We start from the raw sequence: 26,805 nt of genomic DNA on the forward strand, positions 1-26,805 counted from the left end.
CTCGTCTGGCAGGGCTGCCGCGGTGGGCGGTGGTGATGTCTCCAGGCCGGATGATGGTTTGCCGAAGGTGGGGCAACAATCACGAAGCGTCCGTACTTGTGGTAGGAGGTTTCCGAAAATATAGGTAGCACCCTGAACGGTGCCTTGATCCCCGTCAGCCGCGCGCCAGGTACGGCGCATTTTTGCGCCAGGCTGGCGTGCAAGGCCGGCGCCTACAGGGCGGCTTCGACAATCTCTATCCAGTGCCGCACCGGGGTGCGCCCAGCGCCGCCGAGGTGCAGCTGGCAGCCGATGTTGGCGGTGGCGATAAGGTCCGGGCTGCCACTTTCCAGCGCGGCAAGACGGGTATCGCGCAATTGCCGCGCCAGGCCCGGCTGGGTCAGCGAGTAGGTGCCGGCCGAGCCGCAGCACAGGTGACCGTCGGGCACATCGGTGAGGTGAAAGCCCAGGCGTGCCAGCAGCCGTTCGACCGCGCCGCCGAGCTTGAGCGCGTGCTGCAAGGTGCAGGGGCAGTGCACGGCCAGGCGTTGCACGGCGCACAGACCTAGCTGCTCAACCGGCTCGGCCTCGAGCACCTGTACCAGGTCGCGCGACAGCGCACTGACACGGGCGGCCTTGGCGGCATAGCCGGGGTCGTGCGCCAGCAGGTGCGCATAGTCGCGCACGAACGCGCCGCAGCCGCTGGCCGTTTGCACGATGGCCTCGGCGCCGGCCTCGATGGCCGGCCACCAGGCGTCGATGTTGCGCCGCGCCCGCGCCAGCCCCTGGGCCTGGGCGTCCAGGTGGTAGTCCACGGCGCCACAGCAGCCCGCCTCGGCAATCGGCTCGACACTGATGCCCAGGCGATCGAGCAGGCGGCTGGCGGCGGCATTGGTGTTGGGCGCCAGCACCTGTTGCACGCAGCCTTCAAGCAGCAGGATGCGCCGGGGGTGGCGCGGCGCGGGGCGTTGCCCGCCAGCGCTGGCCGCCAGCTTGGCCTTGAGGCTGCCCGGCAGCAGTGGTCTCAAGGTCAAGCCGCCGCGCACCAGGGCCTTGAACAGCGCCGGCCGCGGCAGCACGGCGCGCAGGCCGTGGCGCAGCAGGCGCTGGGCCAGCGGCCGGGCCACCTGCTGGTCGACCACGGCGCGACCAATGTCCAGCAGGTGGTGGTACTCCACCCCCGAGGGGCAGGTGGTCTCGCAGCTGCGACAGCTCAGGCAGCGGTCCAGGTGACCTTGGCTGCTGGCCGTGACCGTTGCGCCTTCGAGCACCTGCTTGATCAGGTAGATGCGCCCGCGCGGCCCGTCCAGCTCGTCGCCGAGCAGTTGGTAGGTGGGGCAGGTGGCAGTGCAGAAACCGCAGTGCACGCAAGCGCGCAGGATGCGCTCGGCCTCCTCGGCGCGGGGCAACTGGCGGGCGGCGTCGCTCAGGTGGGTTTGCATGGCGGGTTCTCACAGGTCGGCATACAGGCGGCCCGGGTTGAACAGGCCCTGGGGGTCCAGCTGCGCCTTGAGCGCCTGGTGATAGCGCAGCAGTACCGGGGCCAGTGGCGCGCTGCTGTGGTCGCCTGGGCTGTAGGCGGTGGCATGGCCACCGACCTTGGCTACCCGCTCGCGGATCAGCGCGGCCGGCGCTGTGGACTTGAGCCAGCGCTGGGCGCCGGCCCAATCGAGCAGTTGTTGTCCAGGCAGCTCCAGCAGCCCGGTGGCTACAGGCAGCGACAGGCGCCACAGCGGTGCCGGGTCGTCGAAAAACGCCAGGCGCTGTTCGCGCAATTGCTGCCAGAAGTGATTGTCGATCACTTCGCCGCCCAGCCGCTCATGGGCCGAGCGGACCGACCCCGGCCCGCCTTCGAGGCGCAGGTGCAACGCATCATCGGCATGGCAGGCGGCGCTGATCGGCAGCGCCTGCTGGCCCCACTGCGCCAACGCGGCCAAGGCTTGCTGCGCCGGCATCGGCAGGCGCAGGCTCAGGCACTGGCGTGGCTTGGGCAGTACCTTGAGCGAGATCTCGGTCAGCAGCCCCAGGCAGCCGAAGCTGCCGGCCATCAGCCGCGAGACATCATAGCCGGCGACGTTCTTCATCACTTCGCCGCCCAGACGCAGCTGCTTGCCGTGGCCACTGATCAGCCGTGTCCCCAGCACCAGGTCGCGAACCGCGCCGGCCCAGGGCCGACGCGGCCCCGACAGCCCGGCGGCAACCATGCCGCCGAGGGTGGCGTGGGGCCCAAGATGCGGTGGCTCGCAGGTCAGCATCTGCCCGGCCTGCTCCAGCGCCGCCTCGATTTCCCGCAGCGGCGTGCCTGCGCGGGCGGTCAGCACCAGTTCGCTCGGGTGGTAGCTGAGGATGCCGCGATGCTCGCGCAGGTCGACGATCTCGCCGGCCACCGGCCGGCCCAGCATGGCCTTGCTGTTGCCACCCTGGATGCGCAGTGGCGTGCCCAGGTTCAGCGCCTGGTTGACCTGCTCCAGCAGGTGTCGGCTGCGGTCGGCATCCATTTCAGAAACGCTCCAGGTCGGGGAAGGGCAGTTGCCCCTGGTGCACGTGCAGGGCGCCGAATTCGGCGCAGCGCTGCAGGGTGGGGATGTGCTTGCCGGGGTTGAGCAGCCCCCTGGGGTCGAAGGCGGCTTTTACCGCGTGGAACAGGCTGATCTCGTCGTGGTTGAACTGGGCGCACATCTGGTTGATCTTCTCGCGGCCCACGCCGTGCTCGCCGGTGATGCTGCCGCCCACTGCCACGCACAACTCGAGAATCTTGCCGCCGATCGCCTCGGCGCGCGCCAGCTCGCCCGGCCGGTTGGCGTCGAACAGGATCAGCGGGTGCAGGTTGCCGTCGCCGGCGTGGAACACGTTGGCCACCTGCAACCCATAATGCTCGGCCAGCGCGGCGATGCCGCGCAGTACCCGTGGCAGTTCCCGGCGCGGGATGGTGCCGTCCATGCAGTAGTAGTCCGGCGAGATTCGCCCGACGGCCGGGAAGGCATTCTTGCGCCCGGCCCAGAAGCGCGTGCGCTCGGTTTCGTCGCAGGCCAGGCGTACTTCGCCGGCGCCGGCCCGGCGCAGCACGGCATCGACCCGCGCGCAGTCGTCGTGCACATCGGCCTCGACGCCGTCCAGCTCGCACAGCAGGATCGCCGCGGCGTCCAGCGGGTAGCCGGCCTGGATGAACGCCTCGGCGGCGCGAACCGCCAGGTTGTCCATCATCTCCAGCCCGGCGGGAATGATGCCGGTGGCGATGATCTCGGCCACCGCGCGGCCGGCAGCCTCGACGCTGGCGAAACTGGCCAGCAGCACCCGCGCCAGCGGTGGGCGGGGCAGCAGCTTGACGGTCACTTCGCTGACGATGCCAAGCAGGCCTTCGGAACCGGTGAACAGCGCCAGCAGGTCGAAGCCGGGGCTGTCCAGGGCGTCGCTGCCCAGCTCCAGGCATTCGCCCTCGACGGTGAGGACCTGCACCTTGAGCAGGTTGTGCACGGTCAGGCCGTATTTCAGGCAATGCACGCCACCGGCGTTCTCGGCGACATTGCCGCCGATCGAGCAGGCGATCTGCGACGAGGGGTCCGGCGCGTAGTACAGCCCATGGGGCGCCGCCGCCTGGGAGATCGCCAGGTTGCGCACCCCAGGCTGGACCCGGGCGAAGCGCCCTTGTGGGTTGATTTCGAGGATGCGATTGAAGCGCGCCATCACCAGCAGGATGCCCTGGCTCAGGGGCAGGGCGCCGCCGGACAGGCCGGTGCCGGCGCCGCGGGCGACCACCGGCACGCCGCGCTGGTGGCACAGTTGCAGCAGCGCTTGCACCTGCTCCAGGCGTTCGGGCAGCACCACCAGCAGGGGGAGCGTGCGGTAGGCCGAGAGGCCGTCGCATTCATAGGGCTTGAGCTCCTCGGCGCGGTGGAGGATTTGCAGGTCGGGCAGGGCCGCGCGCAGGGCCGCCAGCAACGCGGGCTTGTCGACCACCGGCAGCGCGCCGTCGATGCGCTCGTCGTGGAGGATGCCCAGGGTGTCGGCGTGGCTCACTGCCCCAGCGCCCGAATCAGGGCCACGCTCAAGTACAAGCGCGGCGCCACGCTGTCGACGTCGATGTACTCGTCGTCGCCGTGCAGCCCGGCCCCTACCACGCCCAGGGTTTCCAGCACCGCTGGCTTGTCGCTGCCCGGGACGTAGGCGTAGCCGGCATCGGTGCCAAAGCGCATGGCGATGGGCTCGAGGCTGCGGTCGATCTGGCGGTAGAGCTGTTGCGCCGTGGCTGCCAGTTGTGTCGAGGCTGGGTTTTTCGCCAACGGCGGCCGGCCTTTTTCCAGCACAAGCGTGACCTGGGTGTCGGCAATGCGCCGTTGCCCGATGATCCGTTGCGCATCGGCTTGCACCCGCGCGGTCTCGGCCAGGTCGGTGTAGCGCATGTCCGCTTCGGCGCTGGCCAGGGCCGGGATGATGTTGGCTTTTTCCCCGGCCTTGGCCAGGGTCCAGTTGACCGTGGTGCCCTTGGCCGGGTCGCCCAGGGCATCGAGTTGCAGCACCTGGTGCGCCAGTTCCAGCAGCGCATTGCGCCCCTCTTCGGGGGCCGAGCCGGCATGCGAGGCGCGCCCCTTGACCTCGAGTTTCAGGCGGTTGATGCCGTTGGTGGCCACGGTCACCGCGTCCTTGTCGGGTGGCTCGTAGGAGAAGACGAAATCATGCTGGCGCGCCAGTTCGCCGATCAATGCCTTCGAGCCCGCCGAGCCCATTTCCTCGTCGGGGTTGAACAGCACGGTCAGGGTGCGGTAGCCCTTGAACTGCTGGGCCTGCAACAGGTTCAGCGCATGCAGGATCATCGCCACGCCACCCTTGGCGTCGGCCACGCCAGGGCCATAGGCGCGCGCGCCGTCCAGGCGCCATGGGCGCTTGGCCGCGGTGCCGGGGCCGAACACCGTGTCGTAGTGGACCATCAGCAGAAAGTCCTTGCTGCCGCTGCCCTTGAAGGTGCCGACGATGTTGTCGCCCACCGAGGGCGTGGCCGCTGTGGTCTTCACCTCGGCGCCCAGGGCCTGGAGGCGTTTGGCCAGTTCGCCGCCGAGCTGCTTGAGGCCGGCCTCGGTACCGGTGCCGGTGTCGACCGCGACCAGGTGCTTGAGGGTTTCCAGGTAGTGGGGTTGTTCGGCTTGGGCCTGCTTGAGCAAGTCTTGTGGCGTGATGTCGGCGGCCTGGGCGCTGGCGCAGGCCAGGGCAAGGCTGAGGGTGGTGGCGAGCAAACGCATGGGCAGGGCCTCGGTCCATGATGAAGGGCGTGGTCATGAACCGTTCAGCGTAGACCCTGAACGCCCGTTGGGGGCCAGTTTGCCGGTGACGCGCTGGCTGGCACCTGCGACGAGGGCGTCCAGGGCAATGACGAAAAAGGCCGGGCCCGCAAGCCCGGCGGGGCGCATCAGTCCTGCGAGAGCAGGGCGCGGGCCAGGTCTTCGTCGCTGATCTGCATGCCTGGGTGGGCCTGGCGCGCCTGATCCAGCGCCGATTCCAGGTAGGCCCCACGAATGGCGCCGCCGCTGGCGACGAAGGCCGCCAGCTCGTCGCGGGCGGGGATGATGCGTTTGTCGTCCTTGAAGGTCGAGTACAACGAGGCGGAGACCCCGGCCGAGGTGGCGACGTCTCCGGCATCGACGCGGGCCAGCGCGGCGCCGGCAGGGAGCAGCAGCAACAGCGAGGAAACAAGCAGTAAACGGCGCATGGTGAGTCCTCCAGCAGGGTGAAGCCCAAGGGAATGACTGCATGTTGTTAAGAGCGCCAGCCTTGCCCGGGAGTTCCCGCGCGCTGCGCAGGCCCCCGCACCTAGCATTTCTACCAGTTTTTTTGCCGCGCGCGAGGCGCTAGCGTGCATCCAGAGCGTAATCAATGCCTGCCTTGTGCAGGCCGGCGCACATTGATGGAGGCACGGCGGTGGCAAAAGCTGACGACAATCGCAAGGAACTGCTGGGGCGTGTGCTGAAGACGCTGCCTGGCCTGCCGGAGATGGGTGACAACCAGGCCCTCGTCCAGGACTCGATGTTCAATTGGCAGCGGGCAGACCTGGGCTACTTGATGGCTCGCCTGCCAGGGCTCGACGCCAAGCAGGCCAAGCAACTGAGCGAGCGCCTGAATGTGGCGTTCTTCGCCCTGATGCGCAGGTTCCGCGAGGCGCGCCTGAGCGCCGGCAGCGGCCAGGCCGCGGGCCAGCGCAAAGGCCTTTTGGCGCAGCCAGGCGCGCCGGTCCTGGAGCAGTTGCTCGGTTATGGGTGGAACGGACAAGTCCAGCCAGGCGCCATCGAAAGTACCGGATCGCCGGTGGCCTGGCTGGTCGATCTGCAGTTGTTCATGCGTGAGCTCGAGCAGCGCGCCAACCCGCGCACCGCGGTGAAATTCGCCCAGCGCCGGCCTGATGTGCTCGCCCTGCAGCTCGATGAACGAGCCGTCAACCGTGTGGTCACCCAGGTCGAGGTGGTCATCAACATGCTCAAGCATGCCATCGCCGGCGACTCGGCGAGCGGGACCTACGACCCCATCGCGGTACAAAACCAACTGCTCGAGAAGCGCTACCCCTACCAGCGCTTTCCATACGAGTTCTATACCGCCCAGGTCAAAACCGTACTGACCTACAACCAGTTTTACATCAGCGACCTGGCGGCAGTGGGTGACATCGACGCCCCTTATTTCATTCACCCCGGCGGTCATGCGCGGTGGTCGGATACGGCGTTGGTACAGTATTCGGGCCTGGGACCGATCCTGCGCGGCATGCTGCTTGACGACCCGTACTTCGACGAAGGTGTGGCGCTGCATGCCAATCGGGCGCAGGCGCAGGCCGATGCCAGGTTCTTCAGGGAAAACTTTGGCGTCCAGAGCTATGCCGACCTGCAGACCACGCAGAGCTTCTGCCAAGCGCTGAACATGGACGAAGGCCAGATGAACGCCCTGTTCGCCCTGGCCGAGCATACGCCCATCGTCTCCGGCAATCTGCAGCCGGCCCCCACGGTGAAGGCCGCGATGCAGTTTGGCGCACGCTTCATCAACAGCGATGGTGCGCAGCCCGTCGCGGTGGCGCGCCCGATCAAGGAGGAAGAGGAGGAGGAAGAAGGAGAAGGGGAGGAGAAAGAGGAGGACAACGACAACTACTTCCTCGGTTTGACGCCGGCACGTTGTGATCGGCTCAACCGCTTGATCCGGGTGGCCAATGCCATGCAGCTGCCATTCGCGCAGGCGGACCAGGTGCTCTGCGCGGCCATCGATGCGCAGCGACGTGGCGAACCGGCCGGGCGCCGAGCCCGTGTCGAGGCCACGCCGTTGCGCATTGGCACCGCGACCCTTCGCGCCTTGGGGCTGTTCCAGTACCTGCGGGAACAGTTCGCGTGCACGGCAGAGGACTTCGCCACCTTGCTTGGCGACATCGCGGTGTACGGCCCAGGCGAGACACCCAGCCATTTCGATCGGGTGTTCAATTTCGACGACAGCCTGCCGCTGGTGCTGGACGACAAGCCATTCAGCCTGGCGGGCAGCGACGACGCCAGCAGGCGGACCGTGCAGCAATTGTGCCGGGGCCTGGGCTTGAACATGGAGGGGTTCCGCTACCTGGCGCGCGCGGTCATGCAGTTCCATCAGCAACCGTGGCTGCAACGTTCCGTGCAAACGGTGAGCACCCTCTACCGGGTGACATTGCTGGCCCGCTTGCTCGGTATCGGCCTGATCGAGCTGCTGGCCCTGCTGGAAGTGCTCAGCCCCGATGGTCGGTTCATCAAGCAGCTTACCGGCCAGCCGCATAACACCCCGTACCAGTCTGCCTCGCACACCGACACGGTGAGTGTCATTCATGCCGTCAGCCAATGCGTGCTGTGGTGTCGCGAGGAAGGGGTGAAGGTCAGCTGGCTGGTGGAACAGCTCAAGCCGCTGGAAGTACTGGATGTCACGCCGCTTGAGGTCAGAGGCTTACTCCTCGAGTTGGCCACTCAGGTGTCGCCGTTCAGGGATATCGACAAGCTGTTGCTGGAGGCCGGTGTTCCGGCACTGCAAGGCAAGCGTTGGCAAACCGAGCTGGGCAGGGTCGTCGATGCCCTTGGCCTGGTTATCAGAAGCGGTCGTGGGCCGCAGGATTTCGACCCGGTGCTGTACGAAGACTTTGCCAGGCGGGAAATCCAGCTGGTGGCCATGCGGGAGCTGCCTGAGGCGGATGTCGAGCGCGTCGTCGAGCTGGTCCTGGGGGTGGTGTTGCGGGTTCGCACGCAGCAGTGGGAGTTGGTGCAACAGAGCGTTTCCCAGTTGCTCAAAGTCGACGCCACCTTGGCGGTGCCGATCCTGTACTGGGCCGCTGGCACCGTGCATGACCTGTTGGCCCATGCGGTGGAATACGTCCCCGCTGGGCGAAGCTCCGAGACCATGAAGGACATGTTGCCGCTGGTGCGCCGGATGCAGCGGCTCAAAGAGGTCGTGGTGCAGTTCGACTTGAGTCCGGCAATGCTCTCCAGCCTGCTGTCACGCCCACAACGCACGCGCTTCAGCCTTCTCTCCCTCGACCTGACCCTGCACACCCTGTACTTCCTGTCACGCTATACCCGCTGTGTGCGTCAGGCACGCAAAGGCGAAGACGCGCTGCTGGACTATTTCCGGTTGATCGAGGAGCTGGGCCCGCTGAGCGGCAACGAACTGCGCCTGGTGCGCGAGGCTGCCGCCGAGGAGGTGGCTGACTTGCTGGGCTGGGGCATCAATGAAGTGTTCGACGTCGCCAGGCAAGCCAGCGCCGATGGCATCGTGCGCAACGTGGCGCAGTTGTGGATGGTGGTGCGTATCCAGCAGTTTTGCGCGAAGACCGGCCTGAGCGCCGCGTCGGTGATGAAGCTGAGCCGGCTCAGCGTGCATGACAACGACCAGCTTCACCGTGAGGCTGCGCAAGAAATGCTGGCGAGCCTGGAGCGTAAGGTCGGCGATGTGGCTAGCGACCCGGAACTGCGGCAAAGCCAATTGCCAGAGTGCAAGCCCGCGAAAGATTATCTGATCGCCAACCCTGAGGCGACCGACGCGACGACCATCACCTTCACCTTGCTCGACCGGGATGGTGTTGCGGTCTCGGGCCTGCCAGTGAAATGGGCTACCAACCTGGGGTACTTGAAGGGCGACCAGAGCACCACCGACCACAATGGCGTCGCGACAATCGAGTTTGAGGGGCGCAGCATGATGGGCGTAGCCACCATCACCGCGACCTACCTGTTGGGGCGTCAGGTGAGCACGGCCGTGACCGTTGGCTTCGATGCTGACAGCCTGAATGTGGATGATATCGAGAATCGTCCCCAGGCGCCTTGGCCACTGGCCGGCAACCGCGGGACGCATCTGCTGCGCGTCCGGGTGATGGACAGGCACGACAACTCGGCAGCTGACCAGAAAGTCATCTGGACCACGGACAGGGAAGACTGGACGTTCAGGGACAGCGACGGGCACACGCTTACGGACCATGAAGGCTTCAGTACCGTCAGGTTGAGGGGCTTTTCCAAAGGTACTGGGGTCGTTCACTGCCATTGCCCGGATATCGAAGGCTCAATGCAGGAAGTCACTGTCGGCTTTGACGACAAGCCCTCTGTCAGCGCGTTCATCCTGACCACCCATGCCGTTGCCGGCGAAGACATGAGGGTCCGGGCCATGTTGACTGGCCTGGATGATAAGCCGGCCGCAGGGGTAGTGGTCTCCTGGGGCGTACCGGCGGGCACGGTTATCAAAGACGAGCAAAGTGAAAGCGATGGCAGTGGCTGGGTCTGGGCAACGCTGGTTGCCAGCGCCGCAGGCACGCTGACGGTCACGGTGAGCCCTGAAGAGGGCCATGCCGATTCGGCGGGCAGGCTGCAGATCGATGTCTTGAAAGACGCCGCGAACATCGAATGGGTCGATCCGAAAACATGGCCGGTACGCGGGGGCGATGATGTTGTCAGGTATGCCGTCAAGGTGTTCAGCTCCGATGGCAAGCCAGTCATCAATTTCCCCGTGATCTTTACGCCGCCAGGGGTTCCGTCTGACGATGTCTACGTTGGCCCCGACGGTTATGCCCGCGCACAGTTCGTAGCATTGCCAGAACCGCAATCCACCATGGAAATGGAGGGACATCTACGCAAGTGGCAACAAGATCCCGCTGATCGCCATCGCTTCCCGTCAATCCCAATCGTGGATGCGCTGTATGCACGTATTGAATGGTTCCACGAATCCCAGCGGGTCGGCGAAGGTGCGTCGTTCACCCTCCATGAGCCGGAGGGGGACGACGTCCAAACCTACTACCTGGACTACATCCTGCCAATAGATCATCCAGTGCTGGAGCTCGGGGAACGCGTGCACCTGGTATCCGGAGACGGCCCCTCCGCAGGGGCGTTGGGTTTGACATTCGACAAGGGCTTTGGCGAATGGCTGGACCTCGAGAAGGGCAAGCCCAAACTGCGCTGGACCATCACCAGCAGATACAAGGCTTTGAAATTCCAGACCACCACGCGCTTCGCCATCCGGTACGAACATGCCCAGGAGATTGTCCAGTGCGCGATCACGGTGGTACCTGCTGCCGAGGCGCCCGCCACGGCACGCCCCCGCTAAGCCAACGTTACAGCATCTTGCGAGGCCACCATGGACACAGCACTGCGCAATCTACTGAACGAGCAAGAGCGGGATGCCTTGCGCGATCTGTACATGCACCATTACATGCCGGACATCCTCGGCGTATCGGGGTTGAACATGATCACCCCCGATCACCTGGACCGCTATTTCAAGACCGACACCCAGGCCACCTCGGCGGTCACCACCAGTTTCGTGGCCGAGGCCCAGGCCTGCACCGTCAGCCATATCCACTCGATCTTCGACAATATCGAGCCCGGTTACGACACCGACTTCCCAGCGCAACTGAAGGTGTTCTGGGCACAGGCCATGGCGAATTTCTCGGTGTGGGCGGCGTATCAGCTGCTGGAAGACTATCCGGAAAACTACCTGCGTTACGACCTGCGTCTGGATGCCACGGCATTGTTCAAGCAGTTGCTCGTCGACCTGGGCCAGGGGCGCCTCAAGGACGAGACCATTTACAGCGCCGTGCGCACTTACCTGAAAGGGTATGAGCAACAAAACAGTATTCGCGTCCTGTCCGGCTTCATCGATTACCGGGGTGGCTACCAGGATGGCGATCACTATACCGGGTATACCTTTGCCAACTCGGACTACTACTTGCTGGGCAGCGACACCGCCAGCCCACCGCGCTACTCCTGGCGCAAGGCCAAGGTCCGCCTGGACCAGGGCTCCACGCATATCCTGCCGGATGCCTGGAGCGAATGGCAGGACATCAAGCTGCCCGCGGGGGGGACGGTGCTCGAAGCACGGCTGCTGCGATTCGCTGGGCGCTTGCAGTTGGTCTGGCTGCAGCATGATGCGCGGGTCGAGGTGCCTGTCGATGCGTCGGAGGAACCGCCTGAGGATCCGCTACAAGACCCGGCAAAGTTCTGGCGCTACCCGCTGAAGTTGCAGCTGATCTATTGGGGCCTGGATGAACAGTGGTCCGCGCCAGAGGTGCTGTGGGCGCATGATGAGCTTGTGCCGGTAAAACAGCAGAACGGCGAAGAAGTGGCGCCCACGTTCGTCGCGCAGCTCCTGGCCACGGCGGTGGAGCGTGTGCGCGGCAGCGATGACCAGATGCTCGTCGCCCTCAAGTTCGGTGTCGACGTCGCGATGGCTGCCGCCAAGGAAGTGTTCACCCTGCAGCGTGACGTGCTCAAGCGTGTCATACCCACGGACACTGCGTTCTCGGCTGTCGCCAGGGGCAAGCTGTTTGAATACTTCTTCCCTGGGGCGGCCGCCGGCAAGCGCTACCTGCAGCGTCGCCTTGCGGACGCCGAGTATGAGTTGAAGACCGTCAAGCGCGACCCCCCGCTCGCTGAAATAGATCCTAGAAACCCCTACTTGAGCCTGGAGGCCTACCTCGAGCAGCGCGGCACCAAGCACTGGCTGTCCTTGCGTGGCCGCAGCAGCGAAGTGCGGACAGTCCAGGCACCGGCATGGGTGTACCTGTCTCATGTCACCGCCCTTGGCAACGGCAATCAGCTGCGCGTTGAAGTCAGCACAGGGCCGAACAATGAGCTGTGGTTCAGTTGCGCTATTGCCACGGCACCGACGGGGTTGACGGTGGTGCTCAAGCATGCCGGGCTGGCAGCCGACGTGGTTCTGGACACATTCAGTGCCAGCGCCTATGGCTGGGCGCAGTCGAGCAAGCCGGTCAAGCTGACGAACCCGAGTCAACTTGCCACCTATACCTTGGAGCAAATCCAAGACGGTGCGGGTTTTGAGTTCATGGTCGCCGGCGGCACCTTTACAAAGCTGGTCAACGCCAACAATTTCATCACGGTGCACCCGCAAAGCGATGCCTCCGTGAAAATGAAGCTGAGCACGAGCGGCTCCAAGCCGTGGGAAGGTGAAGTGACGCTCAACGGTGCGGCGGCCTCGGCCTGGATAGAGCATGAATGGGACAGCAACCAGACCGAGCCACTCAAGGTCACCTGGCGGCCCAGCGCAGACAACAATCCGGAGGACGACTTCAGCGTGACCGTGGTCAAACATACAGACCCCACGGGCGCCTGGGTGCCTTATCTGGAATCGCAGGGTAGCGGCGTTGATTTCCTGGTCTTCGACAAACTGGGCAATTCGACCAATTCACTGGCCGTGCGGCTTAATTCGCTACAAGTCACCGACCTGATCAATCGAGCTGAGGTCTCGCCCCAGGCCGTGTTTGCCTGGGAGGCGCAAAACCTGCGCGAGCCGCTCTACCAGCCAACGCTGCGAGGCGATACCTACCTGGGCTGGCAACGCAGCGACGAGGATCCTGCCCTGGGCTATTTCGATGCCTATGGCCTGTACCTGCGCGAGCTGTTTTTCCACGTTCCCCAGGCCATCGCCTCGCGTTTGCAGGAAGAACAGCGCTTCGCCGAGGCCCGTGACTGGCTGGGGCTGATCTTCAATCCGCAACGCCGGCAGCCGGCAACCGAAATGGCGGGCGTCGACTACTGGGGGTGTGCCTGGCTGCTACTGGGCAATACCGAGGCGCCTGGCCTGGAGCATGAGTTGGTCGACCCCCATGTCATTGCCTTGCACGCACCCATTCATTACTGCAAAGCGGTATTCCTCCAGTACGTGCAACTGCTGATCGATGAGGGGGACCTGGAGTTTCGCCAGCAGACGCGTGCCAGCGTGAAGCGGGCCGAGGACCTTTACCTGCGGGCCAAGGGCTTGATGGGCGAGGCCCCGGATGCGCGAACGGTCAGCACCTGGGAGCCGGCCACACTCGCGCAAGTGCTGGAAACCGGGCTCGACGAGGCCGCGCTGTTGCGTCACGAGCAAGGGCTGCAGCCTGCGGACCTGCCCAAGCGCCTGGACACCTTCCTGTGGGTTGGCGCAGCGGCGCACCCTGCATTTCGACTCCCGATCAACCAGCAATTGCTGGATGTATGGCAAGTGCTCGACCATCGTCAATACAACCTGCGGCACTTCCTCAGTATCGACGGCAACCCGATGCAACTGCCGTTGTACGACCCGGTGGCCAACCCCTTCGACCTGCTGTTGGCGCGCATGGGCGGTGCCGGTGGCCCCTCGCACCTGCAAGGTCATCGCATGCTGGTGCCGCCGTATCGCTTCCGCACGGTGGTGGCCAAGGCCCAGGAGACCGTGGCGGCGCTGATGCAGTTCGGCGAGCAACTGCGCGGCTTCATGGAGATGGAGGAGCGTACCCAGCTCGAGGCCTTGCAGTTCGAGCATGCCGCGCAGATCGCCGGTTATGTCATCGGCATTCAGGAGCAACTCCACGAACAGCAAGCGAAAACCCTGGAGGCCCTGGAGGCCCAGCGCAGTGTTGTTGCAGTGCAACGCGATCATTACCGGGGCCTGCTCGAAAAAGGCTTGAGTGCCCAGGAAATCGCGGCGATGACCCTGACTGCCCACGCCCGCTTGCTGTCTACGACCGCTGGCGTGATGCAGTCGGCCGGGCAAGCGCTGACTGCGGCGCCCAATGTATTCGGGCTGGCCAATGGCGGGATGAACTTCGGTGCCGCGTTGATGGCCCTGGGGTATGGCGGGCAGATCTGGGCAGGGGCCGAGGATGTTGCCGCAGGCATACTGCGCGAAACGGCAGGCTACCAGCGTCGTGAGCAGGAGTGGCGCTTGCAGCTCGGCCTGGCGGAAAAGAACCTGCAGGCCATCGACAAGCAACAGCAGGCGCAGAAACATGCCACCTTGGCCGCCAGCCGCGCGCTGTTGCACAGCCGCCAGCTACTGGCACAGGCCCAGCAGCTTCACCAGTTCTATCAGAACAAGTCGACCAGCGCGTCGCTGTACGGTTGGCTCCGGGCGCAGGCCTCTGGTTGGTATGCGACCTGTTTCGATGTGGCCGTCAGCCTGTGCAATGCCGCCGAGGCCTGCTGGCAATTTGAAACCGGTCGCTATGACACGCGGATCCTGCGCCCGGTGGTATGGCGCGCCGACCGCTACGGCCTGAATGCCTTCGGCGACCTGAAGATGGACCTGGAGCGCCTGCTGCAAGAGTGGCTGATGCGCAACGAGCGGCAGCTGGAAATCCGCAAGGACGTGTCGCTGCAAGCGTTGCTCCACGCAGGCTTGGTGTGCAATGAGAAGGGTGAGGCCTATGACCCCGAAAAGGACACGCTGCAATCGATCCTGACCGGCAAAGGCGAGTTGTACTTCACGCTGTCCGAAGACCTGTACAACGAAGACTACCCCGGTCACTACCAACGCCGGTTGCACAGTGTGGCCTTGAGCATGCCGGCATTGGTGTTCCCTTACCAGAACATGCGCGTCGAGTTGCGCCAGAGCCAAAGCCAGTTGCTGACCAAGGCGGATATCGAGGGCGTGAGGTACCTCTCGGCAAAAGCAACCTCAGACCCGGTGAGCGATCGCAACGTGATGCTGAGCCTGCGCCCTGGGCAGCGTACGTGCCACTCCACGGCAGACCGTGACACGGGCATGTTCAACTTCGACCCGGGCGATGAACGCTACTTCCCGTACGAGGGTAGCGGGGCCGTGTCGACTTGGCATCTGCGCTTGCCGCGCCATGCCAGCCAGGGCGAGCTGCTCGCGAGCCTGACCGACATCATCGTGCATGTCGCCTATCACGCTTTGCGTGGCGATTCGCAGTTTGAACAGGCTGTTGAAGACCTGCTCGAAGCAGTGCCACCGAGGGCTGCGGGTGATGCGGCGGTGTATTGAACAATTCAGGGTTCGGCGCCCCAGTTGGCGCGCAGAAAACCTGCGATGACGGGCTGGGAACAAGGGGATGGACATGTCCAACATTAATGAGCTGCAAGTCGCCAACAACGTCGGTGAGGCTACGCAAACGCCGGGTCACAATATCGTACAGGCGCCTAACTTCCCATCGGACAGCATTGGCTGGCCGAGCCCATGGTTCACGCGCGTGTGGCGTTCGCTCCTGGGGTTGTTCCGCTCACAACGGCAAACGACCGAGGACAAACCTTGGTTATGCAAAAGTAACAACTTCACGACCGGGCCAGGAAGCGATCCCTACATCAGAATCAACGCAGATACCTGGCTGCGACAGGATATCGATCTACCCATTGCCTATGACCCCGGGGCGCTGACGCCACCTGCGTACTCCTTGGGGTGCAAGTACGATGTACTGTATTTCGATACTTGCTCCCTGACGGTCTGGGCGCTCAGGGAAGGCAAGCCCGCCGAGCAACTGTTCTACCAGCCCTTGCACGGCCTGGGCACGCCAGGGGAAGGCGAGGGCGAGCAGGTGCGCGAGTGGCAGACGCTGGCGCCATTGGCCTTGGACATGAGCAAGGTAACCGACAAGCTGGAACGTGTCCGGGTGCAGTTCGACACACCTGTTAAAACCGGCAGGCCATTTCTGTACCTCACCGCTGTGCAGTTGCATGCGCACCTGGGCGAGCCCGGTGTGGAGAAACTGACGCTGCGCACCGATCCGCCGGACGCGGCCGTGCCTGATCAGGCCAAGGCGCCTTACCTGCTGTGCCATGGTGCCAAGCCAGTCTTGAGCGTACAGGTTGCCAAGGGTGATGCCTGGGAAGTACAGCGCTGCAGTTTGCAATGGCTGGATGAGAACGGCTTGCCACCTGGGAACTATGGCTTGACCGCGCGCCCGTTACTGAATGTCGACGACGCCGACCAGCCTGAGTCTTACCAGCTGTTGTCCGCAGGCGTGGATACCGATTGGCAGCTTGCACTGACTGACGAGTCTTGGCTGCAGTCCGGTGCGACCACCCTTGGCTTGGGCAGTTACTGGGTAGCGCCCAAGCATGCGTTTGCGGTGAAGGTGGGCCACTTCAGGTACGCCATCAGCAAGCTGGACGCCAGCAACGCCGCGTTGATCATCGACGAGGGCGACGAAGCGCAAGTGATCGCCAGCGTGAAGTCGCCATTTTCCGCCGCCGGGCTGGCAGGTATCGAGGTGCGCTGGAAGATCAACGGCAAGGAGCACACAACGATAGTCACAGACGATAAGGGACAGTCGCTATTCAAGTACAAGCCGACCCCCGGGGATATCGATGGCAACGGGCAGATGGTGATCGAAGCCGAATGTACCGATGACTTCAAGCTGCCAAGCAGTGAAACGCATGCATTCAATGTGTTCGAGACCAGTCCATGGCCTGCGCAAATGGAGTTCCTGCTTGATGGTGAGCGGCTCAAAACGTTCGATTGGGGGGCGTTGCAGCTGATCTGTGGCCAGCAATATAAGCTGACGCTGCGCCCCAGCGATAAAGAAAAGGACTTCGTTGGGAAGGACGTGTGGCTGGAGTGGGTGGACGGTGAAAACCTGGGGGTCGACCTGGGCTTCAATGAACCACGGAAGATGGAAAAGGGCGGGTTGGATTGGACGATTACGGCAGGTAAGGATGCGCGCGGCATTTTTAGCCTGCAGGCGCGGGTTGAAGGCATGCTCGTAGGTTACCTGCTCAAAGGCGTGCAGATGCGTCCGCTGGCAGAGGAGCTCGAAGCGTTCGAGGCACCCATTTGCCGCAGAGGTACTGCCTATACCCTGGCGTTGCGCGCCTTGGCTGATAGCCCCTTGGCCCAGATGCCGCTCGAGGCATGCCTGGTGTTCGAAAAGGATGGTGCGTTGGTGGCTGGGGATATCAAGCCTGATCCCGCATTTGACGATTGGGCTGAGTTCAAGGCAGGGACTGCCGAGTGGGCGCTTACCGGCCAAACGAAAAGCGGTTGGTTCAAGTTGCGGATCGAGGTCCGGGGACTAGGCGCGGTCACCTTGCCGCGTTGCGCGATGATCTCGTCGCGCCTGGAGGACGAATTCGTGATTACGCTGGGCGAATGGTCCAGCACCAAACCGTTCATCCTCTGGTACGGCGACACGGCCAGTACGCAGATCCTGCGCATCGAGGCCAGGCCCGACAGCCCGGTAACAGGGTTGGGTTTCGACTATCGACTGCAATTCGACGAACAGGCCAGTACGACGCGCAAAGAACATGTCAAACCAGACCCCGAGTATGGAACGCCGCAAAAATTGTCGAGCAATGCCGCGTTCTGGAAATTGACGGGGCAACGGGGTACTGGAGAACAACTGCCAAGCGGTACCTTTGGCTTGACCCTGCTCAGTGACGCGTTTGCACAAGCCTGGGTGATGGGCGCTGGGATCCTGATGTCTGAAAATCTGGCGGACGAGGCTGGTCTGACATCGGCTGGCGACACGATCAATGGCACCGATATTTACTGGCGCAAAGAAACCAAAGAGTTGCTATTGAAGGCCCGTGCCGGCAGCCCATTGGCCAAGGCGGGGTTGAAAGCGCAGATCGAGTTCATCGAAACCGGTGTTCTTGTTAAGGCCGACGTGGGTGCTGTGCCTGGTTACAGCGAGGGCGCGGATCTGAAGGAAAACGGTGTGCCCTGGAAAGTATCCGCGAAAGAAAAGAGCGGAACATTCGGGTTGAAGGTCACGATTCCAGGGTTCAAAAAGCCACTGTTGTGGGAAAAGTGTGCGGTGTTGGCCAGAAACCTGGGGGATGAAGGCCAACTGGTGGTGACCGGCTCCGAGGCATTGGCAGGCGGATGTTTCTGGCTGGAAACACCGGGGGAAATTAAATATATCCCCCACAAAGGCAGTGCGCTTTATGGCCTGGGCCTCAAAGCGAAGTTGTATTTTGTCAGCGTCGCGAATGGTGGGGTGGGACAGGGCGATATAACGCCATCGCCGGGCTATGGAAGCGGAAATGATATTAATGTGGATGGCGCGACCTGGAAAATGCAACCCCAGATAAAAACCAGCGGCATTTTTAACCTGGAAGTCGAGCTGGACAAGTTTGCGGGTCGGCTCCCGTTGGGGGTGGCGGTGCTGATGTCGAATGACTTGGGGAAAGAAATTGCCTGGGAGGCTGATTACGATCCTCTGATCAGTCATCTGCCTCGCGACATGCTCGTCAAGCATAAGAAGAATTCGCCGTTGGCAGCGCTTAAGTTGAGCTTGGTGTTGACCATCAAAGACGACAAGTACCCGACAAGTTGGCAGGCGGTGCCAAGCCTTGGCGGGGACAATCCAGTGGATGCGGCAAAGGACGCTACCCGGTGGAGTGTGACTGGCACAGTAGGTGGTGCGCAGGGGGAGTTGAGCTTTAGTTGTGAACTGTTCAAAGCACCGGTCAAGGCTGGTCCTATACATGTGCTCTGAGGCGGCGCGGCTGTATGCCCTTGGCGCTTGCCTGCGCTGAACGCTGTTCATTACCTTGCCCGTGCAGGAGTCAAACATGCTGGAACCAGTGAGCGCCGCAGCCCCTGGCGCAGATGAACGTGGCGTTTCAGGCGCATCCGCACTTGCCTTGCCCAAGGGCGGTGGCACCGTCTCCATCGGTGGCGGCATGCTGTCTGCCGGTGGCCCCGACGGCGCCGCCGGCTGGCAATTGCCGCTGCCATCGCCCCAGGGGCGGCGTTTGTCCGCCGAGCTGACCCTGCAGTATTCCTCGGGGGGGGGGCAATGGCCCCTTCGGTGCCGGTTGGCACTGCCCGTTGCCCGCCGTGTTGCGCATGACGCGCTTCGGTTTCCCCCAGTACGACGGCAACGATCGTATGGTCGGGCCCAGTGGCGAGGAGATCCTGCGCGCAGGTGCCGGCAAGACCGGGCAGTTACCGTTCTGGGCGGATTCACCGGACTTCACGGTCACCCCCTGGCAGGGGCGTACCGGCGGCCCGGCGCAGCGCCTGGAGCACTGGGTGGCGAGCGGCGTGGCAGAGGATCCGGGCTTCTGGCTGCAACGATCGGCGGACGGTAGCTTGTCGCTGTATGGCTGGTCGGATACCGCGCGCCTGCGTGACCCGCAGGCGGCAGGGCGCGTGGCCGGCTGGTACCTGGAAGAGACCGTCTCGGCGGTGGGCGAGCACGTGGTGTATCGCTACCGCCTGGAGGACGAAGCGGGCTGCGACGCCGCCGAGCGTGGCGCCCATCCACAGGTCCGCCATGTCTATCCCGAGGCGGTGTATGCCAAGCCTCAATCACCGTCGTTGGCCTTTTTGCTGCCACAGGACGCCTTCGACCCAGGCCAGTTCAAGGAATTCACGCTGTTCGATTACGGCGAGCGCGGCGCCGATACCAGTGCGCCACCCTTGCTGGAAACCGCTCAGCAATGGCCGCTGCGCCCGGACCTGCATTCGTTCTGGCGCTATGGCTTCGAGGTACGGATCCGCCGGCTGTGCCGCGACGTGCTGTTGTGGCGGCGCATGGGCAACACGCCGTACGAGGAAGGGGATACCCCGGTACTGGTTGAGCGGCTGCACCTGAACTACGCCAGCAGCAGCGTGAGCAGCCTGCTGCAGTCCGTGCAGCAGGTCACCTACGACGCCCATACCCGGATGCCGCCGATGGAGTTCCAGATGACCCTTCCAGGCCGGGGGGCGCCTCGCTGGGAAGCCATGCCGGCCCTGGAGGGGTTCTGGGAGCACGCCTGGCAACTGGTGGACTTGTTTGGCGAAGGTGTACCGGGGCTGCTGTACCAGGACCGCGATGCCTGGATGTATCGGCGGCCCCAACGCTTGACCAGGCCAATCTGGCGGGGATTGACACCCGTGCACGGCGGCCCGTGGCGCCATGTGGCCTTTAAGCGCCTGGAAGCGCGAGCCCGCGCGGGGTGGCTGGCATTCAAGCCGGGCCGGGTGGCGCTCACGGATGCCATCACCTGGGGCCCGCCACAGCGGTTGCCGCTGCGCCCGAGCATGAACGGCACCTTGACCGACCTGGATGGCGACGGGCGACTGGAGTGGCTGGTCACCGGCAGCGTGCGTGGCAGCATCACCCTCAAGCCGGATGGGCAGTGGAGCGCGCTGACGGCGCTGGCGGTGCCCTCGGAACTCGGCCACCCCCAGGCGCGCCTGGCCGACCTGACCGGCAACGGCCTGCAAGATGTCGTGCTGCTGCCGTTAGGCCCCAGGACGGTGCGGGTTTACCCCGCCAACGGCAAGGCCGGCTGGTCCGGCGCGGTCACCCAGCAGTACCGGGGTAAAGCACCCTTGCCGTCGCTGGCGGCATCCGAGCTGCAACTGGTGGCGTTCGCCGACCCGTGCGGCAGCGGCCAGCAGCATCTGCTGCGGGTCACCGGCGAGGGGGTGACCCTGTGGCCGTCGCTGGGCTACGGCAAATTCGCCGACGCCGTGGCGATTCCGGGGTTCGCGGTGGCCAACTTCAATGCCTCGCGGGTGTGGCTGGCCGACACCGACGGTGCGGGCACCACGGATATCCTGTATCTGGAGCCCGACCGTATCCGGGTGTTCGTCAGCCAATGTGGCAATCGCTATGTCGAAGGCGACAGTATCCTGGCCCCGCTCGGGGTGAAATTCGATGCGACCTGCCAGCTGCAGGTCGCCGATATTCGCGGGCAGGGCACGGCCGAGCTGCTGCTGACCGTGCCCCATGGCGGACCTAACCTGCGCCCGCGCAGCTGGCTGTTCCGCTTCAACGACCGGCGACCCTGGCTGCTCGAGCAGGTGGTGGACAATGCCGGTTCGCGCACCTTGCTCGAATACCGCAGCTCGGCGCAGGCCTGGCTGGACGAAAAGGCCGCGGCCGGCACCGCTGCGGTCAGCTACCTGCCGTTCCCTGTCCACACCGTCAGCCGTGTGACCAGGGTCAACGAGATCACCGGCCTGTGCCTGGGCAGCCAGACCACCTACCTGGGCGGCGTCTGGGATGGCGAGGAGCGCGAGTTCGCCGGCTTCACCCGGCTGGTGCAGGTCGACAGCCACGAGCGGGCAAGCACCAGCGCCGCCGAGCTGTCGCCGCCGATGCGCACCTGCACTTGGTTCTACACCGGCCTGGAGGCCCACGATGGCAGTGCGCAGGGGGCTTTCAGCGAAATCGACCAAGACTTCGCCGCCGACACCCCGCGCTTCACGCGCTGGACCGCCCAGGGCGAGCAGGAGGATGTGCCCGCCCCGGGGTCGCCCTTGCGGGCCTGGCTGTACCGGGCCGTGCGCGGCCAGGTGATGCGTACCGAGGTGTATGGGCAAGATGGCGCGCAACACGCCGAGCGACCCTACAGTGTCACCCGCCAGCGCTTGCAGATCCGTGCCTGCGCGATGCCCGACGCGCAACGCCCCGCGGCGCTGGTCAGCAGCGTGCAAGCGTTGTCGTTCATGTGTGAGCGAATCAGCGAGGATCCGCAGATTGTCCAGACCCTCACGCTGCAGGCGGATGAGTACGGCAACCCGCTGGACAGTGTCGTCATTCACTACCCGCGGCGGCTGAGCGAGAAGGACCTGGCCGCCGAGGAAAGTGCCCGCAAGATTTACCCCAAGGACCTGCCGCAAGGGCTGATCGTCGACAGCGTCGATCCGCAGCAATATACCTGTTGGCTCAACCTGACCCGGAGCACGCTGCACAATGTGGTGGCGGGCGACGATTTCGTCATCGGCCTGCCGGGCGCGACGCGCCGGGACGTGGTTCGGCTGGCGGCGGGCGAGGTGCCCAAGCCAGGCTTCACCGTGGAAGGCTTGGCGGACTTCAAATGGGACGAGCCAGGCCGCAGCACCTTCGCCGGTTACGAAAAGGTCATCTGGCGCAAGGCCGATGGCACCGGTGTGAGCAGTACGCCATCGCGCCAGGCGCTCACGGCCTATACCCGTACCGCGATGCTCGACCAGGCCGCGCTCGAGGTGCTGCGGCCCACCTTTGCCCAGACCTTGCGGCAACTGCTCAGGGACGGGCTGAAGACGCCGGATACGGCCATGGACATGCTCGAGCGGATGCGCCTGCGTGTGCCTTGTCCGCCAACACTCCAGGCGCTGTATGCGCTGGTGGCGGCTTATGCGCCCGTTGCGGCGAAGGATGAGGCGGCGTGCCGGGCGATGCGCGACGCGCTGACGTCTGTCATTCGCGTACCAGACTTGCAGCGAGAGTTATTGGCTGCCAAGGCACACGAGCTTCCCTCAGGGTTGCAAGCACTCGTGGATAAAGAAAGTCGCGTGCCGGATGAGCATCTTTGCGCGGTGATGGCCTGGTACGTCGCCGCAGAAGGGGCCGGTAGCGCCAAGGCGAACAGCCTGTACAAGGCATTGGCCGAATCACTGTACGCAGCTCGCGCGCAAGCCTTGTACTGGCGCATCGTGCTGTGGCTGAGCGAGTCAGCCGAGCTGGCGATGCCAGCAGCGGCCAGGCAATGGCTGGACGATGTCGGCGCCGAACTGGATGGCCGGGTGCAGGAGGAATCGCTCGAGGCGTTGCTCAAGCGCGGCGGCTATGTCGCCATGAACCGCTTGCCCGAGGATGAGGAGCTGGAAGATCCCCATGACCCGGACGATCGCGGCGCACCGGGCATTCCCTGGGGGCCTGCGGTCGAGGAGGCCTATTGCGGCCATCACGGCATTACCGAGTACCTGCCTGCTGCGCGCTTCTGCTTGCCTGCGCACACTCAGGCCAGCACCCAGGTCGGCCCCAGCGAGTTGCGCTACAGCACCCACGATATCGCCGTGCAGGCGGTGACCGACGCGGCAGGCCTGACGACCCATGTTGAAGCCTACGACTGGCGCTTTGGCGTCCCGGTGCGGATCAAGGACCCCAACGACAATACCCACGAGGTCGAGCTCGATGCGCTGGGGCGGGTCATGTCGACACGCTTCTACGGCAGCGAAACCCCCGGCAGTAGCGAGAGGCCGGTCAAGCCGGTGCAGCCGGTCGAGGTGGGGTATAGCAAAGACAAGGCGTTCCTGGCGCCGCTGAGCGTCGACGCGGCGGTGGCGTTGAACGCAACCAAGCAGGTCCCGGTGGCCGAGGCATTTACCTATGTCGCCGACACCTGGATGCCCTGGGCGCTACGCGCCGATGGCAGTGCCGACCTGGAGCGGCGCTGCGGTGCCCTGGCCTGGCAGCGCGATGCGCAACGCCTGGGCAAGGATGGCATCGCGCCCCGGATGAGTGGGCAAGCACCGCCCCATGTGATCCATATACAGACCGATCGCTACGACACTGACCCCGAGCAGCAGGTGCGGGTGGCGGTGCTGCTCAATGGCGGCGGGCAAGTGTTGCAGACTGCCCGGCTCAACCCACCTGGCGAAGCCTATGTGCGCACCGAGGCAGGCGGTCTGCAAACGGACGATCAGGGCCGTGCGGTGCTGGTGGATGCGCCTGTGCGTTGGGCCGTTAGCGGCAAGACCGAGTACGACAACAAGGGCCAGGCGGTGCGCCAGTGGCTGGCGTTCTACCTGGATGACTGGCGTTGGGTGCGTGATGACAGCGCCCGTGAGGGGATCTACGCCGACACCCATGTGTATGACGCCCTGGGGCGCGAGATCAGGATCATCCGCGCCAACGGCGAGCAGGTTGGGCAGGCCTGGGTCAACTACGAGTACCGCACGCAGCTATATCCCTGGTTCACCGTGGTGTACGACGAGAATGACACCTGGGCCGAGCTCATCGAGCGCGCGGGCGCCGGCTCCTGAGCTGGCGTCATTGCCACGCTGTAGGCGCCAGCGTGGCTGGCGAACCCGGCGCCGCGGTGGATGGCACCGGCTGCGCCGGTGTTCGCCGGCAAGGCCGGCTCCTACGCCGTCTGCGACCTGCCCGCCCGTAGGAGCCAGCCTTGCTGGCGAACCAGGCGCCGCGGCGGATGGCACCGGCTGCGCCGGTGTTCGCCGGCAAGCCGGCTCCTGCGCCGTCTGCGACCTGCCCGCCCGTAGGAGCCAGCCTTGCTGGCGAACCAGGCGCCGCGGTGGATGGCACCGGCTGCGCCGGTGTTCGCCGGCAAGCCGGCTCCTACGCCGTCTGCGGCCTGCCCGCCCGTAGGAGCCAGCGTTGCTGGCGAACCAGGCGCCGCGGTGTCAGTACCTCAACTCGAGCCCGACATAGGCGCCAATTCCATCCCCTGGCCAGAACGACGCGGTGTCCTGCCCTTGGGCGTTGTACACCGGCGTCACCGCCGTCACGTAGGCCTTGTTCGCCAGGTTCTTCACATCCAGCGAGACCTTCCAGTCGCCCTTCGGCGCCTGGTAGCCCAGGTTCGCCCCCCAGATCGTGTACGACGGCGCATACAGGCTGTTGGCATAGTCCACCGCCGTGCGCGACGCCGACTGCACATTCACCCCGGTGTACCAGCCGCTGTGGTCCTGGTACTGCAGCTCGCCCTGGTAGATGTGCTTGGGCACGCCCGGCAACTGGTTGTCGCCGAAGGTGCTGTCGTGGCGGTAGTAGAAATCGTTATAGGTGTAGACCTGGCGCCAGCGCACCAGGTCGCCCTGGTCGTTCTCCCACAGGCGGGTATTGAGCCCGGCCTCGATGCCCTGGTGGATGGTCGGCGAGGCGTTGAACGCGCCGGTGACCGCGGCCGCGGTGGCGGTGGCGGGGATGATCTGCACGTTCAGCAGTTCGTCGTGGATCCACGAGCGGTACAGCGCCAGGCTGCCGTCGAAGATGCCATGGCTGCCCTTGATGCCGACCTCGAAGGTGTTGGCCTTCTGCTCCACCAGCGGGCGCACGTAGGGCAGGGTCGGGCCGGAGCCTGAGTATTCCCACGAGGCGGGCGGGTCGATGCTGCGGCTGAAGTTGCTGAACACCTGCAGGTTCGGCGCGAACTCGTAGCGCAGGCCGATGCGCGGGGCGACGCTCCAGTTGTCGTAGTCGACGTGCTGCGGGAAGTCGGTGCGATTGGCGTTTACCGCGTAGTCGATGTCGACTTTGCGCCGCACATTGATGAACGACACGCCGCTGGTCAGCCATAGGCCGTCGACCAGGTTGAGGTCGTTGCCCAGGGCGATGACCCGGTCGAACGAGTCGGTGTAGTCGACTTTCTTCAACGTCAGCTTGTCGCCGGTGGCCGAATTGACCCCGCCGCGCAAGTGCTGGGTGGAGGTGAAGGCGATATTGCTGCGGCTTTCATGGCCGAACAGGTAGTCGCTGCGGTCATAGCCCAGCAGCAGGCCGAGGTCGTGCCAGTCCCAGTAGCTGGGGTTGCTCGGGCTGCGCGGGCTGTTGGCGTGGCGGTAGTCGTGGTAGGACAGGCCGACGGTCAGGCGGCCGTCGTCGTCGAAGGTGTAGGTGGTCTTGCTGCCCAGCCAGATACTGCCGGGACGACGGGCGCCGTTGCCGCTGCTTTCGGCGGTGGCGCTGGCACGGCGCGGGTGGTGCAGGGCGGCCTCCAGGGTGGTGGCGCTGGGGTCGTTGTGCACCTCGTCGCGGTAACGCAGCAGCAGGCGGGTTTCCAGCTTCGGGCTGAAGCGGTAGCCGGCGTTGGCGACGATGCCGGCACTCTTCGACAGGCTGAAGTCGCGGTAGCCGTCGTTGCGGTAGTTGTCGGCCTGCAGGTAGTAGTCCAGGCCACCTTCGACGCCGCCGTAGCTGATGCTCTGCTTCTGGTAGTGGTAGCTGCCGGCCTCGGCGCGCAGGCGTAGGCCAGGGGCGCTGTAGCCGCTGTGGTTGACGAAGTTGACCGCGCCGCCGAGGGTCAGCGCACCGTACTGGAAGGCGTTGGCGCCACGCAGGATCTCGGTGTAGTTGACCCCGCTGGCGTTGAGGAATTCGTACGGGGTGCCGCCGGGGCCCGTCAGCGGCAGGCCGTCGAAGAGGAACTTGAGGCCTTCGCGAAAGTAGCCGGGCGAGGTATTGGCGCCCGAGCCGCGCACCGAGATTTTCGCCGCATCGTTGCCGCCGGTGGACTGCACGAACACGCCGGGCTGGTAGGCCAGGGTGTCCTGCAGCGTGGCGGTACGGCCTTTGGCAACCTCTTCGCTGTCGACCACGCTGGTGCCACCGGGCACCTCCGCGAGGGCGCTGGCGGCCTGTTGCACTTCAGTCTGCTTGGCAGCCTGCACGGTCACCGTGCCAAGGGTCGGGTCAGCGGCCAGTACCGTGACCGGGGCCAGCAGGGTGGCCAGGGCGGCGTGGCGGATGGCCAGGCGCAGGGGGTAGGGGTGAATCGCACGCATCCTTGTATTCCTTGAAAGTCATCGTAGGTCCTCGGCGTTCTATGGGCATAGTCAGGCCTGTCGAAATCGGTAAGAGCAGTTTCTGTGCCAGTTGGCGCAAGGCCGGAAGTTGCGGCTGTGACAAGTTGTTGAGTGTGCGGCGATGAACGAAACGGCAAGTTTTGTTGTGGTTGTGTTGAATCCGAAACAGTGCCGGTTATATGCAAATATCCCAATCAAACGGTAAACCCGCTCCTACAGGGCCCTGCATTGCCTGACTGTCTGCACTCCAACAGGCGGTGAACAGTTTGTTGGGTTGGCGTGTTCGGAAAATTGCTGAAGCCCAGTAAAAGCGCAGGAAAAGGCTGGCACGACATCTGCAACACCCCTTTGTGTAGCCGTCTATATAAAGGGCCTGCTGTGCAGCCAAACTTTCGATTATTCAATGCA

Annotated in this window: 10 protein-coding genes; 4 read left to right on the top strand and 6 right to left on the bottom strand. The window is 64.5% G+C overall.

The window, feature by feature from the left end:
- Window positions 1-212 precede the first annotated feature (212 nt).
- The 5 genes from glcF to KSS95_RS14195 all read right to left on the bottom strand — a co-directional run bounded on the left by glcF (window position 213) and on the right by KSS95_RS14195 (window position 5,680).
- Complete coding sequence (gene glcF, locus KSS95_RS14175) at window positions 213-1,421, bottom strand: glycolate oxidase subunit GlcF (protein WP_217847707.1); 1,209 nt, start codon at window positions 1,419-1,421, stop codon at window positions 213-215.
- A 9-nt stretch (window positions 1,422-1,430) separates the two neighbouring features.
- On the bottom strand, window positions 1,431-2,477 hold the full coding sequence (gene glcE, locus KSS95_RS14180; RefSeq protein ID WP_217847708.1) for a glycolate oxidase subunit GlcE: 1,047 nt from the start codon (window positions 2,475-2,477) through the stop codon (window positions 1,431-1,433).
- Between the two features lies 1 nt (window position 2,478).
- Window positions 2,479-3,978, bottom strand: coding sequence for a glycolate oxidase subunit GlcD (gene glcD, locus KSS95_RS14185; protein ID WP_217853988.1), 1,500 nt, complete (start codon window positions 3,976-3,978; stop codon window positions 2,479-2,481).
- 14 nt (window positions 3,979-3,992) lie between these two features.
- Window positions 3,993-5,213 carry a M20/M25/M40 family metallo-hydrolase gene (locus tag KSS95_RS14190; RefSeq protein WP_217847709.1) on the bottom strand — a complete coding sequence of 407 codons (1,221 nt, stop codon included), beginning with the start codon at window positions 5,211-5,213 and terminating at the stop codon, window positions 3,993-3,995.
- A gap of 167 nt (window positions 5,214-5,380) precedes the next feature.
- Entirely contained in the window at window positions 5,381-5,680 is a 300-nt protein-coding gene (locus tag KSS95_RS14195; RefSeq protein ID WP_217847710.1) for a DUF2388 domain-containing protein, read from the bottom strand.
- A 209-nt stretch (window positions 5,681-5,889) separates the two neighbouring features.
- Here KSS95_RS14195 and KSS95_RS14200 point away from each other — a divergent pair, with 209 nt between their 5' ends.
- From KSS95_RS14200 to KSS95_RS14215, 4 genes are all read left to right on the top strand, one after another.
- Window positions 5,890-10,539, top strand: a complete 4,650-nt coding sequence (locus tag KSS95_RS14200) for an Ig-like domain-containing protein (protein WP_217847711.1) — start codon at window positions 5,890-5,892, stop codon at window positions 10,537-10,539.
- A gap of 30 nt (window positions 10,540-10,569) precedes the next feature.
- The gene (locus KSS95_RS14205; RefSeq protein ID WP_217847712.1) at window positions 10,570-15,195 is read left to right on the top strand and encodes a Tc toxin subunit A-related protein; all 4,626 of its coding nucleotides are present in this window, start codon (window positions 10,570-10,572) and stop codon (window positions 15,193-15,195) included.
- A 73-nt stretch (window positions 15,196-15,268) separates the two neighbouring features.
- Window positions 15,269-18,646, top strand: coding sequence for a hypothetical protein (locus tag KSS95_RS14210; RefSeq protein WP_217847713.1), 3,378 nt, complete (start codon window positions 15,269-15,271; stop codon window positions 18,644-18,646).
- A 284-nt stretch (window positions 18,647-18,930) separates the two neighbouring features.
- Window positions 18,931-23,898: a SpvB/TcaC N-terminal domain-containing protein gene (locus KSS95_RS14215; protein ID WP_225935589.1), complete on the top strand. Its 4,968-nt coding sequence runs from the start codon at window positions 18,931-18,933 to the stop codon at window positions 23,896-23,898.
- A gap of 378 nt (window positions 23,899-24,276) precedes the next feature.
- Here the strand turns inward: KSS95_RS14215 and KSS95_RS14220 are convergent, their stop codons facing one another.
- Window positions 24,277-26,376: a TonB-dependent receptor family protein gene (locus KSS95_RS14220; RefSeq protein WP_217847715.1), complete on the bottom strand. Its 2,100-nt coding sequence runs from the start codon at window positions 26,374-26,376 to the stop codon at window positions 24,277-24,279.
- Window positions 26,377-26,805 lie beyond the last annotated feature (429 nt).

The sequence above is a fragment of the Pseudomonas muyukensis genome (assembly GCF_019139535.1).
Taxonomy (GTDB): domain Bacteria; phylum Pseudomonadota; class Gammaproteobacteria; order Pseudomonadales; family Pseudomonadaceae; genus Aquipseudomonas; species Aquipseudomonas muyukensis.

What these genes read in the sequence shown, in the direction of transcription:
- glcF (WP_217847707.1), bottom strand. Translation starts at nt 1,421, where the DNA reads ATGCAAACCCACCTGAGCGACGCCGCCCGCCAGTTGCCCCGCGCCGAG.
- glcE (WP_217847708.1), bottom strand. Translation starts at nt 2,477, where the DNA reads ATGGATGCCGACCGCAGCCGACACCTGCTGGAGCAGGTCAACCAGGCG.
- KSS95_RS14190 (WP_217847709.1), bottom strand. Translation starts at nt 5,213, where the DNA reads ATGCGTTTGCTCGCCACCACCCTCAGCCTTGCCCTGGCCTGCGCCAGC.
- KSS95_RS14195 (WP_217847710.1), bottom strand. Translation starts at nt 5,680, where the DNA reads ATGCGCCGTTTACTGCTTGTTTCCTCGCTGTTGCTGCTGCTCCCTGCC.
- KSS95_RS14205 (WP_217847712.1), top strand. Translation starts at nt 10,570, where the DNA reads ATGGACACAGCACTGCGCAATCTACTGAACGAGCAAGAGCGGGATGCC.
- KSS95_RS14210 (WP_217847713.1), top strand. Translation starts at nt 15,269, where the DNA reads ATGTCCAACATTAATGAGCTGCAAGTCGCCAACAACGTCGGTGAGGCT.
- KSS95_RS14220 (WP_217847715.1), bottom strand. Translation starts at nt 26,376, where the DNA reads ATGCGTGCGATTCACCCCTACCCCCTGCGCCTGGCCATCCGCCACGCC.